This is a genomic window from Ruegeria sp. CH10, from assembly GCF_056537125.1.
The window spans coordinates 509,921-523,186 of sequence record NZ_JBQFQY010000001.1; the positions used below are offsets into that span (position 1 = coordinate 509,921).

Genomic DNA, 13,266 nt, shown 5'->3' on the forward strand with positions numbered 1-13,266 from the left:
ACGCCCAATGAGGCCGGGCAATCCAGTAAATATTCAAGAACCCTGATCTGGGTCTTCTTTGCCAACACCCTTGAAGACGAACTTGAAGGGCAAGGCCCACATGACGCCAAGGGCAATATAGACCAGCAACTCCAGCCAGATCGGCGGGCGGTCCAACCAATTCACAACGGTCACCACCGCCACGATGTAGGCGGGCAGCCCGATCAGCAACAGCACCAGCGACCACCGCCGCCGGGCCTTATAGCTGAGGCCGGGCTTGTCGCCGCCGCTCATCAGTCCGCAAACGGGTCGGTCACCAAAATGGTGTCGTCCCGCTCCGGGCTGGTGGACAAAAGGGCAACCGGGCATTCGATCAGTTCTTCGACCCGGCGCACATATTTGATTGCGTTGGCCGGCAGGTCGGCCCAGCTGCGGGCCCCCTCGGTGGACTCGCTCCAACCGGGCATCTCTTCGTAAATCGGTGTGCAGCGCGCCTGCTGATCTGCAGCGGTGGGCAGATAATCCAGACGCTCACCGTCCAAATCGTAACCGACGCAGATTTTCAGCGTCTCGAACCCGTCCAGAACGTCCAGCTTGGTCAGCGAAATACCGTTCACACCGCTGGTGGCGCAGGTTTGGCGCACCAGACAGGCATCGAACCAGCCGCACCGGCGCTTGCGCCCGGTGGTGGTTCCAAACTCGTGCCCACGCTCACCCAGGCGCTGACCGTCGTCGTCGTCCAATTCGGTCGGGAAAGGCCCCTCACCCACACGGGTTGTGTAGGCTTTCACGATCCCCAGAACAAAATCGATCGATCCCGGTCCGATCCCAACGCCCGTTGCCGCTTGTCCCGCAATCACGTTGGACGACGTCACGAACGGATAGGTGCCAAAATCGATATCCAACAGCGCACCTTGCGCGCCTTCAAACAGAATACGCTTACCCGCCTTGCGCTTTTCATTCAGCACTTTCCAAACAGGCGCAGCAAAGGGCAAAATCTGCGGTGCAATCTCTTTCAACTGTGCAATCAGGCCATCGCGGTCAATCGGCTCCAGGCCCAACCCGTTGCGCAGCGCGTTATGATGCACCAGCGCCCGGTCTACCCGCAGCGCCAGTGTCGCATCATCAGCCAAATCAGCAACGCGGATCACCCGGCGCCCCACCTTGTCTTCGTAACAGGGACCGATCCCGCGACCGGTCGTGCCAATCTTGGCCACCGAGTTCTGGCTCTCGCGCGCCCGGTCCAGCTCACCGTGGAACGGCAGGATCAGAGGTGTGTTCTCTGCGATCATCAGCGTCTCTGGCGTGATCTCAACTCCTTGCGCACGGATGGTGCCGATTTCCTTGATCAGATGCCAAGGATCCAGCACGACGCCATTGCCAATAACGCTCAGCTTACCACCGCGTACAACACCCGAGGGCAGCGCATGCAGCTTGTAAACCTCACCATCGATAACCAGCGTATGCCCGGCATTATGCCCGCCCTGAAAACGCGCGATGACGTCTGCCCGCTCGCTGAGCCAGTCGACGATCTTGCCTTTTCCTTCGTCGCCCCATTGGGCGCCGACAACAACCACATTGGCCATATCCGGTCCTTTTGCGCTGAGTTATCAAACCTCGCTCGTATAGCGAGGAGAAAGCAGCAGGGAAACCGATAATTCGCCGCAGTCAGAAACCGCGCTGCGCGCGGTGCCTCCGGCGGGGATATTTTTAGACAGATGAAGAAAGGATCCCCTGCTTCATCTGTCCAGAAATATCCCGGGGGAGTCGCCCGGAAAGGGCGGCGGGGGCAGCGCCCCCTGCCCTAACCCTGTGCCAAATGCACCGGCTGGCCGTGAGGCGTTGTCAGATAAGCCTCCTCCCACGCAGAACTGAACGCAGTGACCTCGGTGGGTGTCGCAGAACCCTGTTCGTGCAGCAAATGTTCAAGCGTTTCAAGCCAGGCTTGAAAATAGTCGTCACCACCATCCAATTCCCGGTCCAGACCCCGGCGCTTGAGCGTTTGGGAAAACCGAGCCGCCCAATCGGGCCAGTCGAATCGGCCTGCTTCGTTCAAGGCCACGGTCACGGCAAACACCTGGGCGTGCCAGGGCTCGGCAAACACGGGTTCCGGGGCGGAATGGATGACGCATTCGCTCATGCCGGTTCCAGATAGCTTTGCCACAGGTCCAGAACGACTTCGTCGCCCGGATTTTCGGGGTCGGCCCAAAGTTCAGATGCAGGGAACACAACTGCATAGAGTGGCTCGGGGGCCTCGCCTAGCCTATGAGCGTTGGAATCCGGCAGCACATGCGTGCCGTGCAGGCGCAGAATGCGCCCCGTTGCACCCGATGCGTAGATCGGCAGGCGCGTATGACCGCCATCGACCTTACGATTTGCAGCCGGGTGTACCGTGCGCACAGTCTGACCAATCTCGAAAGCCGCAAGGATGTCCGAAGGCCGATCTGCCGGGCCGCCCTTGGCAAGGGCGGTGGCGACGGACTCGGCTTTGAGAACGCGATCAGCCAAGGGGTGCGGATCGTTGGTTTCCACCCCCGACAAATCCTCTCGGGTCAAAACGCCGGACTCAACCAACAGATCGGCAAGGCCCGAAATCCACTTTTCATAGTAGGAGAATCGCGCATAGTCCTTGGGCGACAACCTTTCACGCGCGTGGCGCGAGACGTCGATGTTCCACTGCCCCAGAAACCCGGCGGCGAGCGTTACGGCCAGTGCCCGACCGTGCCACTCTTCCGGGAAAATCGGGGCATCTTCGGCTTCGGGGTGAAGTGGGCCGTCGCCAAAGCGCCCCCCCATATCATGCACGCGGGTCATGCGGGCACCTTTGGCAAACCGGTGCCGATCATACTGTCGCGGGTCACAAGCGCGGCCAGTGCTTCCTCACTGAACCCTTCGGTTCCTTCTGGTCGCATCGGCAGGATCAGATAGCGAATCTCGGCCGTCGAGTCCCACACCCGGACGGCGGTCTCGGCCGGCAGGATCACACCAAATTCAGCCAACACTTTGCGCGGCTCGCGCACGGCGCGGGCGCGGTAGGCGTCGGACTTGTACCAACCGGGCGGAATGCCCAGCAGAGGCCAAGGGTAGCAGCTGCACAAGGTACAGACGACCATATTATGCTGCTGAGGCGTGTTCTCGACGACCACGATATGCTCACCCTGCCGACCGTAGAACCCAAGATCGGCGACGACCGGCGTGGCATCTTCGAGCAGGGCGCGCTTGAATTCGGGATCAGCCCAGGCCCGAGCCACGACACGCGCCCCGTTCTGTGGCCCGATCTTGTTCTGATAGGTGTCGATGATTTCATCCAGTGCCGCCGGATCGATCAGCCCTTTCCGGGTCAGAATCGTTTCGAGCGCTTTGACGCGGAGCGCGGGCTCGGGCGGCAACAGGGCGTGCGGGTGGTCGTGATCGTCATGTGGCATGGGCGCAGGTTGCGCTACCATTCACCGATCTGTCCAGTCCCTTTGACGTGATACGGCCTATCACAGTGCGTGATGGAAACTCGTGACTTGCCCCCGATGGCAAACTTGCATAAGTACCACGCGATACACGCCACGCTGTACAGGACCACCATGGAAAACGTCGTTCTCATCATCCATCTTCTTCTGGCTCTGGGCCTGATCGCCGTCGTCCTGATGCAGCGATCCGAAGGCGGTGGCCTTGGCATGGGTGGCGGTGGCGGCGGCGCCATGACCGGCCGCGCGGCAGCAACGGCCCTGGGTAAGGTAACCTGGATTCTGGCGGCATGCTTTATCGTCACCTCGATCACGCTGACGATTCTGGCGGCTCAGAAATCCTCGGGCAGCTCGGTCATCGACCGTCTGGGCGTCCCCGCCCCGGCCGCGACCGAAGAAAGCGCACCGGCGGTTCCGTCGGCGGATGATCTGCTGCCTCCGGCACAGGGCGACGACGCGCCACTGATCCCTCAGGCCAACTGATCCACAAAACCTAGAAATACAAAAGAGAACTGCAACAGCATCTTGCGGTTCTCTTGCGCTATTGGCGCGAATCCTTTATGTGTGAAGTCCCGTGATGCAGCGGTTTTTTGTAAACCGTCGGGCAGCTGATTTTGACGTCTCACGGGAGCTAGCCGAACAACATGGCGCGTTTTATTTTCATCACCGGTGGTGTGGTTTCGTCCTTGGGTAAAGGACTGGCTTCGGCGGCTTTGGGCGCTTTGTTGCAGGCCCGGGGGTATTCGGTTCGGCTGCGCAAGCTGGACCCCTATCTGAACGTCGATCCCGGCACCATGTCACCCTTTGAACATGGCGAAGTCTTCGTCACCGATGACGGGGCCGAGACCGATCTGGACCTTGGCCACTATGAACGCTTTACCGGTGTGGCCGCACGCAAGACTGACTCGGTCAGCTCGGGCCGGATTTACTCTAACGTGCTGGAGAAAGAACGTCGGGGCGATTATCTGGGCAAGACCATTCAGGTGATCCCACACGTCACCAACGAGATCAAGGATTTCATCGCCATTGGTGAGGATGAGGTTGATTTCATGCTGTGCGAAATCGGCGGCACCGTGGGTGATATTGAGGGCCTGCCCTTTTTCGAAGCCATTCGCCAGTTCAGCCAGGACAAACCGCGTGGTCAGTGCATCTTTATGCACCTGACGCTGCTGCCCTATATCAAGGCGTCCGGCGAGCTGAAAACCAAGCCGACCCAACACTCGGTCAAGGAACTGCGTTCCATCGGTCTGGCCCCGGATATTCTGGTTTGCCGCTCGGAAGGTCCGATCCCCAAGAAAGAGCGTGAGAAACTGGCGCTGTTCTGCAACGTGCGCCCCGACAGCGTGATCGCGGCGCAGGACCTCAGCACCATCTATGATGCCCCGCTGGCCTATCACCGCGAAGGTCTGGATCAGGCGGTTCTGGACGCGTTCCAGATCAGCCCTGCCCCCAAGCCCGATCTGGCGAAATGGGAAGACGTCAGCGACCGCATCCACAACGCCGAGGGCGAAGTGAAGGTTGCCATCGTCGGCAAGTATACCCAGCTGGAGGACGCCTATAAATCAATCGCCGAGGCGCTGACCCACGGTGGCATGGCCAACCGCGTAAAGGTCAAGGTCGAATGGGTCGATGCCGAGGTCTTCGATACCGAAGATGCCGCCCCGTATCTGGAAGGCTATAACGCCATCCTCGTCCCCGGCGGGTTCGGCGAGCGTGGCACCGAAGGCAAGATCAAGGCAGCGCAATACGCGCGCGAGCATAAAGTGCCCTATCTGGGCATTTGCCTTGGCATGCAGATGGCCGTGATCGAGGCCGCCCGAAACGCGGCGGGTATTGCCGAGGCTGGCTCTGAGGAATTCGACCATGAGGCCGGGAAAAAACGTTTCGAACCGGTGGTTTATCACCTGAAGGAATGGGTGCAGGGCAATCACAAGGTTGAACGCAAGGTCGGCGACGACAAAGGCGGCACCATGCGTCTGGGGGCCTATAACGCGGTTCTGGCCGAAGGGTCGAAGGTTGCGGATGTCTATGGTGGCACTCAGATCGAAGAACGCCACCGTCACCGCTATGAGGTGGACATCAAATACCGTGAAAAGCTGGAAAAGGCGGGCCTGAATTTCTCGGGCATGTCGCCGGACGGCCGCCTGCCGGAAATCGTCGAATGGTCGGATCATCCGTGGTTCATTGGTGTGCAATACCACCCGGAACTCAAGTCCAAACCGTTCGATCCGCACCCCCTGTTCCGCGACTTCGTGCGCGCCGCCAAGGAAAGCTCGCGTCTGGTCTGATCCCGGGCCAGTCACCGCATTGTGACGGCGGGCGCAAAAAAGCCTATACGCGCCCGCCCTTTCCACGGTTAACTGTCCGCAACCCAGCGACAGGAGGCCGGCCATGACCAACCAGATCACCCAAGCGGAAGAATTTGCAGCCCTGCACAAAAGGGGCGATCCGGTCATTCTCTACAACATCTGGGATGCTGGCAGTGCCGGGGCCGTGCGCGATGCCGGGGCCAAGGCGATTGCGACCGGCAGTGCTCCGGTCGCGATGGCGCAGGGGTTTGGCGATGGTCAGAACATCCCGATAGAGACCGCGCTGGACAACGCCCGCCGGATCGTCGCAGCGGTCGATCTGCCGGTGACACTGGATTTCGAAGGCGCTTATGCCAGCGATGTGCTGGGCGTCGCCGCCAACGTCCAACGCGCGCTGCAGACCGGCGTTGTCGGCTTCAACTTCGAAGATCAGATCGTCGGTACCAGCGACCTCTATGATATTGAAACGCAGGAAGCGCGGGTCCGGGCCATGCGTGAAGGCTGCGATGCAGCCGATATCCCGGCCTTCATCAACGCGCGCACCGATATCTTTCTGAAGGCCAGGCCCGAAACCCACTCTGACGCCATGCTGGATGATGCGATTGCCCGGGCCAAAGCCTATGCCGATGCCGGTGCCAGCGGGTTCTTTGCGCCCGGCCTTAAGAATGAGGCGATGATCGCCCGGCTGTGCGAATCGACCGATCTGCCGGTGAATATCATCGCCCTGCCCGGCACCCCCGACACGGCGACGCTGGCGTCACTGGGCGTGGCGCGGATCAGTTACGGCCCGGTTCCCTATCGTCAAATGCTGGGATGGTTGCAGGAACAGGCCGCGCAAGCCTTGCAGGGCGGTTGATGCCTGCACCTTTGGATCGCGTTAGGCGTGTTTTCGCCTTGCCCGGCCAAAGACCGACAATTTGGACCTATGAGGGGTAGTCCGCGCTTGGCGGGCTACAAAATATGGAATATCCTCACGGTATGTTGAAGAAATTCTTGCAGGCTTTTCGCCCACCGCAACACGACAATCTGCCGGACCCGGACGCCGAACTGGCGCTTGGGGCGCTGATGGTGCGCGTGGCGCAGGCAGACCGGGACTACAAGCTGGAAGAAATCAGCCTGATCGACCGTATTCTGGCCCGGCTCTACCAGCATAACGCGATTGAGGCCGCCAAGGTCCGCGCAACCTGTGAAAAGCTGCATGCGGCTGCCCCGGATACCGATACGTTCGGCAAGCTGATCCGCGAGACCACCGATCTGCATGAACGTCTTGCCGCACTGGACGCCCTGTGGGAGGTGGTGCTGGCCGACGGCAATTCCGACGAGGGCGAGATGGAGATCGTGGAAGAGGCCCGTATCGCCATGGGCCTGAGCTTTAACGACAGCAAGGCCGCGCGCGAGCGTGTGCAAAGAAGCTTGGAAGAGCGTTAGAGCCCCTCTATATCTAACTCATGTTCAGTGATTTTCTGGCCCGGCTGACACAGCCCGCCCCCGCCCCACTTGCCGATGATGATGCCCGCCTTGCCCTGACGGCCCTGCTGGTCCGTATCGCCCGGTCCGACAACGATTACGCCGATACGGAAATGGCCCGAATCGACAAGATTTCGGCCGAACGCTATGGCCTGTCGCCGTTCGAAGCCGCAGCCCTGCGCGCCCGCGCCGAAGATCTTGAGGCCGAGGCCCCCGACACCGTCCGCTTTACCCGCGCCATAAAAGAGGCCGTTCCCTATGACGACCGTCTCGCCGTCGTACAGGCCATGTGGTCGGTCGCGCTGGCCGATGGGCAGCGCACCGGCGAAGAGGACTCGCTGCTGCGGCTGGTGGTCAGCCTTTTGGGTGTAAGCGACGTGGATTCGGCGCTGGCCCGGCAAAAGGCTGCAAAATCGTGATAGCTGCGCTGGGCATGTATGACATGCCCGCGCTACAGCCGGTGAATGACCGGTTCTGGTCACTGGTGCGCAGCCATCTGGGCTATGGGCCAGAGTCTCTGACCCGCGATGCAGATCCATGGCAAATCTGGCAACACCCCGCGCTTGTTCTGGCCCAAACCTGCGGAATGCCTTATCGCACCCGGTTGCACAGCACAGTGCGACTGGTCGGAACACCCGATTATGGTCTGGCAGGTTGCCCACCGGGCTATTACAGATCGATTTTCGTTGTCCGTCAGGACGATACGCGCGATTTGAATCAGCTGATCGCCGGTCGTTTCGCCTATAATGAGGTCCTGTCCCAATCCGGCTGGGCCGCTCCGATCGTGCACTTGGAACAGGCGGGGCAGCGCCCTGCTGCCTTTCTCGCCACAGGCAGCCATGCACAATCGGCCTGTGCGGTGTCATCGGGCAGGGCTGATGTCGCGGCTTTGGACGCGTTGACCTGGGAACTGCTGAAAGAGCACAGCACACTTGGCACGGATTTGCGCGAAGTCTGCGCAACACCGCCGACCCCCGCCCTGCCCTTTATCACCGCCAAGGATCAGGACGCGCCCCTGATCGCCCAAGCCCTGCGGGCAGCGATTGGTGATCTGTCTCAGGCGGACCGTGCAGCGCTGCATCTGCGCGGCCTGATCGACATTCCCGCCAGCGCTTATCTTGCGGTTCCCAATCCGTCCCAGGATTATACCACCGGGCCCAACCGCTGATCAAATTGAGCACTACGTTTGGTCAATTTGACTGTTTCAGCCCGCGATGATGTCAATTGCGCATTGCATTGCACCGATTTTTAAGCCCTATTACCGCACCAACACCGCTAACACATGGGCCCTTCGTGACAGATTCCACTCCCGTAATCGAAATCAAAAACCTCCACAAAAGTTTCGGCAATCTGGAAGTGCTGAAAGGGGTCGATATTACGGCAAGACGCGGGGATGTTGTTTCGCTGATCGGCTCGTCCGGGTCCGGCAAATCGACCTTGCTGCGGTGCTGTAACCTGTTGGAAGACAGCCAGCAGGGCGAGATTCTGTTCAAGGGCGAACCTGTGCGCTGGTCCGGGGATATGCACAACCGCCGCCCTGCAGACCCCAAACAGGTTCTGCGCATCCGCACCAACCTGTCGATGGTGTTTCAGCAATTCAACCTGTGGGCTCATTTGACCATCCTGCAAAACGTTATGGAGGCCCCGGTCACCGTTCTGGGCCGCGACCCGCAAGAGGTTGAGGATAGCGCGCGCCGGTATCTGGACAAAGTGGGCATTGGCGACAAGTGCGATGTCTATCCCGCGCAACTGTCTGGCGGTCAGCAACAACGCGCGGCCATCGCTCGCGGTCTGTGCATGGAACCCGAGGCGCTGCTGTTCGACGAGCCGACCTCGGCGCTGGACCCCGAGCTTGAGCAAGAGGTGATCAAGGTGATCAAGGATCTGGCGGCTGAGGGCCGCACCATGATCATCGTAACCCACGACATGAAAATGGCGGCCGATATTTCCAGCCATGTCGTGTTCCTGCATCAGGGCTTGATCGAGGAAGAAGGTCTGCCCGAAGATATCTTCACTTCCCCCGAATCCGAACGGCTTCGGGGCTTTCTATCCGCCACTCAGGCGGCTTAACTTCAGGACAGAAAACAAACTGGGGAGTATCCAATGAAAAAACTGATTCTGACCACTGCGGCCCTGGCGCTTGGCGCTGGTATGGCCATGGCGGACACCGTCCGTCTGGGCACCGAGGGCGCCTATGCGCCGTGGAATTTCGTCAACGACGCAGGCGAGATCGACGGGTTCGAACGTGAACTGGGCGATGAGCTGTGCAAGCGTGCCAGCCTGGATTGCGAATGGGTCAAGAACGACTGGGATTCGATCATCCCGAACCTGGTCTCGGGCAACTACGACGCCATCATCGCAGGCATGTCGATCACGGATGAGCGGGACGAGGTTATCGACTTTACCCAAAACTACACGCCGCCGGATCCGTCGGCCTATATCGCCATGTCCGACGGCGTTGATCTGGCAGGCGGCGTGATTGCCGCGCAAACCGGTACCATTCAGGCCGGCTATGTTGCCGATTCCGGTGCAACTCTGGTCGAGTTTGCCAGCCCCGAAGAAACCATCGCCGCTGTGCGCAACGGCGAAGCTGACGCGGTTCTGGCTGACAAATCCTTCCTCGCCCCCTTCACCGAAGATGGCTCGGGCCTGGTCTTCGTGGGTGACGAAGTTCCGCTGGGCGGTGGCGTCGGCATGGGCATCCGTGAATCCGATGGTGAGCTGAAAGAGAAGTTCAACGCGGCGATCCAGTCCATGAAGGACGATGGCAGCCTGAACACGCTGATCACCAAGTGGGAAGTGTCCTCGACCTTCTGATAACTCTGCGGCGCGCCTCCCCTAGGGCGCGCCGCCTCAGAGCCCTTGCAAGTCAAAGAGGCCCGCCATTTTCTCGTTCTGCACTGATCCCGAAACGCTCGGCACCGTCCGTTGGTTTTCCTGTTACCTGACCAACGGCGTTCATTGGCTGTTTTACCTATCCTTCTTCAAGGTCCTGCTGTTGCTGGCGATTACAGCACCGGTGGCGCTGGGGTTCGGCTTTTTGGGGGCAATGGCCGCCCGGTCGCATTTCCCGCCGGTGGCCCTGTTGGGCAAAGGCTATATCGCCATTGTGCGCGGGGTGCCTGACATCGCGTTTTTCATGTTCTTTGTCATTGCGCTGGATCAGGCGTTTGAATGGACGCGGCATCAGATCCTGTGCCCGGAATGGACCGATCCGATCCGGCAGGGAAATGACTTTATCGTCTGTCAGGCGGCCAAGCTGCCCTTGGGCAGCGCGCCCGAATGGGTGCATGAAACCTACGGCTTCTTTCTGGCCGTCGTGACGTTTTCCATCGTGTTCGGGGCCTTTGCCGCAAACGTTCTGTTTGGTGGCATGCGCGCTGTGCCACATGCACAGCTGGAAACCGCCGAGGCCTACGGTATGACCCGCCGCCAGACCTTTTGGCGCATTCTGGTGCCGCAAATGTGGGTCTATGCCCTGCCCGGCCTGTCGAACCTGTGGATGGTCTTGATCAAGGCCACACCGCTGCTGTTTCTGCTGGGCATCGAAGACATCGTTTATTGGGCGCGCGAATTGGGATCGTTCAAGAACCCGAAATTCACCCAATACCCGCATGGCGACTGGCGCATGTGGTATTTCCTTGCCCTGCTCGTGTTTTACCTGGGCATGACCCGTGTCTCAGAGATCGGCCTTGAAAGGCTGATGCGCCGCCTCGCCCACGGTCAGGCGACCTCGGGCGGAGAGCTGTTGCGCAAGGAGACAACGGCATGAGCTGCATCCAGACCATTCAGGACTATGCCCTGCGGTCCATCGGCATTGGCGAGCGTCTTCTGCCCCGCAATGACTATACCCTGTGCGAGCAGTTCACCCTGATCGGATCGGGCATGATCTGGAACATCTATTTCGGGATCATGGCGCTAGCGACCGGGTTCTTTCTGGCCACCGCACTGGCCGTTGGAAAGGCATCCACGAACAAGTGGCTACGCAAGCCGTCCGAGTGGTTCATCTTTCTGTTCCGCGGTTCACCTTTGTTCATCCAGTTCTTCTTTGCCTATTTTTTCTTCCTGTCGCTGAAACAGAGCTTTCCGTTTCTCGACGCGCTGACCTCGGCCTGGTTGGGCGCTCTGATCGTGCTGTTCTGCAACACGGCCGCCTATTCAGGAGAAATCTTCTATGGCGCCCTGCGGTCGATCCCCAAGGGCGATATCGAGGCCGCAGACGCCTATGGCATGACCGGTTGGGCGCGATTCCGTCGCATCGTCTGGCCCACCATGCTGCGGCTGGCCTGGCCTGCTTACACCAATGAGGCAATCTTTCTGTTCCACGCCACCACGCTGGTCTTCTTCTCGGCCTTTCCGGTCTGGCAGCAACGGGGCGATGCGTTGTATTACGCGGGCTATTTTGCGGACAAGACGTTCAACCCGTTCATACCCTACCCGATTCTGGCCTTTTATTTCATCCTGCTGACTCTGGCAGTGATCGGGCTGTTTGGACTGGTCAACAAGCGGTTAAACCGCCATCTGCCTACGGCCAAGCGAAGCAAAATGAAGCTGAAACTGAACCTGGCGCGCTGATTTTTTGGCGCGCTATTGGGTTTTCCAATAGAAACACACCAACACGCCCAACAACTCAATCTGCGCGCTGTATAGTGACCGATTTGAAGGAGATGGTACCGCCTCCCTGGCTTGAACAGGGGACCTCTGGATCCACAATCCAGCGCTCTAACCAACTGAGCTAAGGCGGCACTCGTGAGGGGCGATGTACCGAACGCGCCGGGGGATTGCAAGAGGATTAAAGCCGAATTTTCCAGCTTTGTTCGACAAGATCGACCCCAAAGGAACGCACGGGTTTACTGTCCAATAACTGCCAACCATTGCGCCGATACAGCGCACAGGCGGCGCGGTGACTTTCATGTGTCCAGAGCTGCATCTGCAAGTAACCAGCGCTGCGGGCAAAGCCTGTGCACGTATCCAAAAGACGTTGTCCCAGGCCAAGTCCACGCGCTTCGGGCAATAGGAAAAACAGGCGCAGTTTTGCAGTGTTGTCATTCAGCCTGACGCAAAAGATGCTGCCAAGCCTTCGGCCTTGCCGTTCCGCGATCCAACCGCGTTCGGTATTGGTGTCATGGTATTCGACAAAACCGCGAAGGATGTTTTGGACCAATTCGGCAAAGCTGGAATCAAACCCCTCGTCACGTTCATAGTAAAAGCCGTGCTGCTCAACCAGCCAGGCTACATCCCCGGCGTGAAACGCTCTGATCCGAATATCATCCATACCGTATCTGAGCGCAAAGGCAGCTTGATTCTCAACCCTTTGCGCGTTAGCACAAATGCTCATCTCCGGAGGCGCATATGGGCATCAACACCGAACGCGACATTCAGGCCAATTTGCAGATCGGTCCCACCGATCAAGGCATGGTGCGGTTGTTCATCGAGGCGGATGGCGTCGAAATTCCCATGGATTTCGAACCCGAAGAGGCCGAAGAAATCGCCGAGGAAATCCGCGCAGCTGTTCAGGCCGCGCTTGCGGTCAAAAGCTAAATCCTGGGGTCCCGCAGCGCCTGCAACCGACGCGCAGCGTCACAGGCAAACTTCTGCACCATCTTCTTGCGCCGGGCCGGGGCCAGCTTGTCCTCGGGCGCCATACGTATGATTTCAGCGTCATAGGCATCGGCGATGATCAGCCCGGTCTCTTCGGGCAGCAGTTCGGTGGGAAAATCGGTATCCACAGCCCAGAAAAACCGATCACACCACTCAAGATACCCCTGCCATTTTGAATCCGACTGGTAATCAGCCCGGCTGGATTTGCATTCGATCACCCACAGTTCGCCTTTTGGACCCAGCCCCATCACATCGACACGCAAACCACGGGCTGGAACGAATTCCTCAACGGAAACAAATCCATGCGTCAGCAAGTGGCGGGACACACCACGCGCCAGTTTTTGTCCGGGTTGCAGATCAAGAGTCATGCTATCAATGTGAACAATACGGGAACAAATCTCAAGATTTTTCCCTCATTGATCCTCAGGTACATACAGGTGTCGCGTTTGCTG

18 protein-coding genes and 1 tRNA gene are annotated in these 13,266 nt (G+C 59.3%); 11 read left to right on the plus strand and 8 right to left on the minus strand.

All coding sequences use genetic code 11. The features are described 5' to 3' along the window. Positions 1–33: 33 nt before the first annotated feature. From ACRZ94_RS02520 to nthA, 5 genes are all read right to left on the minus strand, one after another. On the minus strand, positions 34–273 hold the full coding sequence (locus tag ACRZ94_RS02520; protein ID WP_480796599.1) for a DUF2842 domain-containing protein: 240 nt from the start codon (positions 271–273) through the stop codon (positions 34–36). Next, complete coding sequence (locus tag ACRZ94_RS02525) at positions 273–1,565, minus strand: adenylosuccinate synthase (RefSeq protein WP_480650520.1); 1,293 nt, start codon at positions 1,563–1,565, stop codon at positions 273–275. Before ACRZ94_RS02525 ends, ACRZ94_RS02520 begins: the two co-directional genes overlap by 1 nt. Before the next feature lie 218 nt (positions 1,566–1,783). After that, entirely contained in the window at positions 1,784–2,119 is a 336-nt protein-coding gene (locus ACRZ94_RS02530) for a nitrile hydratase accessory protein (protein ID WP_480650518.1), read from the minus strand. After that, positions 2,116–2,793: a nitrile hydratase subunit beta gene (gene nthB, locus ACRZ94_RS02535; RefSeq protein ID WP_480796600.1), complete on the minus strand. Its 678-nt coding sequence runs from the start codon at positions 2,791–2,793 to the stop codon at positions 2,116–2,118. Before nthB ends, ACRZ94_RS02530 begins: the two co-directional genes overlap by 4 nt. Beyond that, on the minus strand, positions 2,790–3,404 hold the full coding sequence (gene nthA / locus ACRZ94_RS02540) for a nitrile hydratase subunit alpha (protein WP_480796914.1): 615 nt from the start codon (positions 3,402–3,404) through the stop codon (positions 2,790–2,792). Before nthA ends, nthB begins: the two co-directional genes overlap by 4 nt. 150 nt (positions 3,405–3,554) lie before the next feature. Here nthA and secG point away from each other — a divergent pair, with 150 nt between their 5' ends. The 10 genes from secG to ACRZ94_RS02590 all read left to right on the plus strand — a co-directional run bounded on the left by secG (position 3,555) and on the right by ACRZ94_RS02590 (position 11,788). Continuing rightward, positions 3,555–3,920, plus strand: coding sequence for a preprotein translocase subunit SecG (gene secG / locus ACRZ94_RS02545; protein ID WP_480651433.1), 366 nt, complete (start codon positions 3,555–3,557; stop codon positions 3,918–3,920). A gap of 161 nt (positions 3,921–4,081) precedes the next feature. Next, on the plus strand, positions 4,082–5,725 hold the full coding sequence (locus ACRZ94_RS02550) for a CTP synthase (protein ID WP_480796601.1): 1,644 nt from the start codon (positions 4,082–4,084) through the stop codon (positions 5,723–5,725). A 103-nt stretch (positions 5,726–5,828) separates the two neighbouring features. Further along, positions 5,829–6,602: an isocitrate lyase/PEP mutase family protein gene (locus tag ACRZ94_RS02555; protein ID WP_480796602.1), complete on the plus strand. Its 774-nt coding sequence runs from the start codon at positions 5,829–5,831 to the stop codon at positions 6,600–6,602. Positions 6,603–6,724: 122 nt separating this feature from the next. Further along, entirely contained in the window at positions 6,725–7,174 is a 450-nt protein-coding gene (locus tag ACRZ94_RS02560) for a tellurite resistance TerB family protein (RefSeq protein WP_480650509.1), read from the plus strand. A 20-nt stretch (positions 7,175–7,194) separates the two neighbouring features. Further along, complete coding sequence (locus tag ACRZ94_RS02565; protein ID WP_480650507.1) at positions 7,195–7,632, plus strand: tellurite resistance TerB family protein; 438 nt, start codon at positions 7,195–7,197, stop codon at positions 7,630–7,632. After that, positions 7,629–8,381, plus strand: a complete 753-nt coding sequence (locus ACRZ94_RS02570) for a phosphate/phosphite/phosphonate ABC transporter substrate-binding protein (protein ID WP_480650505.1) — start codon at positions 7,629–7,631, stop codon at positions 8,379–8,381. The genes ACRZ94_RS02565 and ACRZ94_RS02570 overlap by 4 nt, the downstream gene beginning before the upstream one ends. A gap of 125 nt (positions 8,382–8,506) precedes the next feature. Beyond that, positions 8,507–9,283, plus strand: coding sequence for an ABC transporter ATP-binding protein (locus ACRZ94_RS02575; protein WP_480650503.1), 777 nt, complete (start codon positions 8,507–8,509; stop codon positions 9,281–9,283). A gap of 33 nt (positions 9,284–9,316) precedes the next feature. Beyond that, on the plus strand, positions 9,317–10,030 hold the full coding sequence (locus ACRZ94_RS02580; protein ID WP_480650501.1) for a transporter substrate-binding domain-containing protein: 714 nt from the start codon (positions 9,317–9,319) through the stop codon (positions 10,028–10,030). A gap of 67 nt (positions 10,031–10,097) precedes the next feature. After that, complete coding sequence (locus tag ACRZ94_RS02585; RefSeq protein ID WP_480651431.1) at positions 10,098–10,985, plus strand: ABC transporter permease; 888 nt, start codon at positions 10,098–10,100, stop codon at positions 10,983–10,985. Then, positions 10,982–11,788, plus strand: coding sequence for an ABC transporter permease (locus ACRZ94_RS02590; RefSeq protein ID WP_480650499.1), 807 nt, complete (start codon positions 10,982–10,984; stop codon positions 11,786–11,788). Before ACRZ94_RS02585 ends, ACRZ94_RS02590 begins: the two co-directional genes overlap by 4 nt. Before the next feature lie 93 nt (positions 11,789–11,881). On the opposite strand, the gene ACRZ94_RS02595 is transcribed toward ACRZ94_RS02590, so the two are convergent. Further along, positions 11,882–11,958 (minus strand) — tRNA-His (locus tag ACRZ94_RS02595). Positions 11,959–12,005: 47 nt separating this feature from the next. Next, the gene (locus ACRZ94_RS02600; RefSeq protein WP_480650497.1) at positions 12,006–12,488 is read right to left on the minus strand and encodes a GNAT family N-acetyltransferase; all 483 of its coding nucleotides are present in this window, start codon (positions 12,486–12,488) and stop codon (positions 12,006–12,008) included. 77 nt (positions 12,489–12,565) lie between these two features. On the opposite strand from ACRZ94_RS02600, the gene ACRZ94_RS02605 reads away from it, so the two are divergent. Then, complete coding sequence (locus tag ACRZ94_RS02605; protein ID WP_480650496.1) at positions 12,566–12,754, plus strand: DUF6324 family protein; 189 nt, start codon at positions 12,566–12,568, stop codon at positions 12,752–12,754. Here the strand turns inward: ACRZ94_RS02605 and ACRZ94_RS02610 are convergent. Next, positions 12,751–13,182 (minus strand): MmcB family DNA repair protein, encoded by a 432-nt coding sequence (locus ACRZ94_RS02610; RefSeq protein ID WP_480650495.1) that lies wholly within the window; start codon positions 13,180–13,182, stop codon positions 12,751–12,753. The two genes, ACRZ94_RS02605 and ACRZ94_RS02610, sit on opposite strands and share 4 nt — an antisense overlap. Between the last annotated feature and the right edge of the window lie 84 nt (positions 13,183–13,266).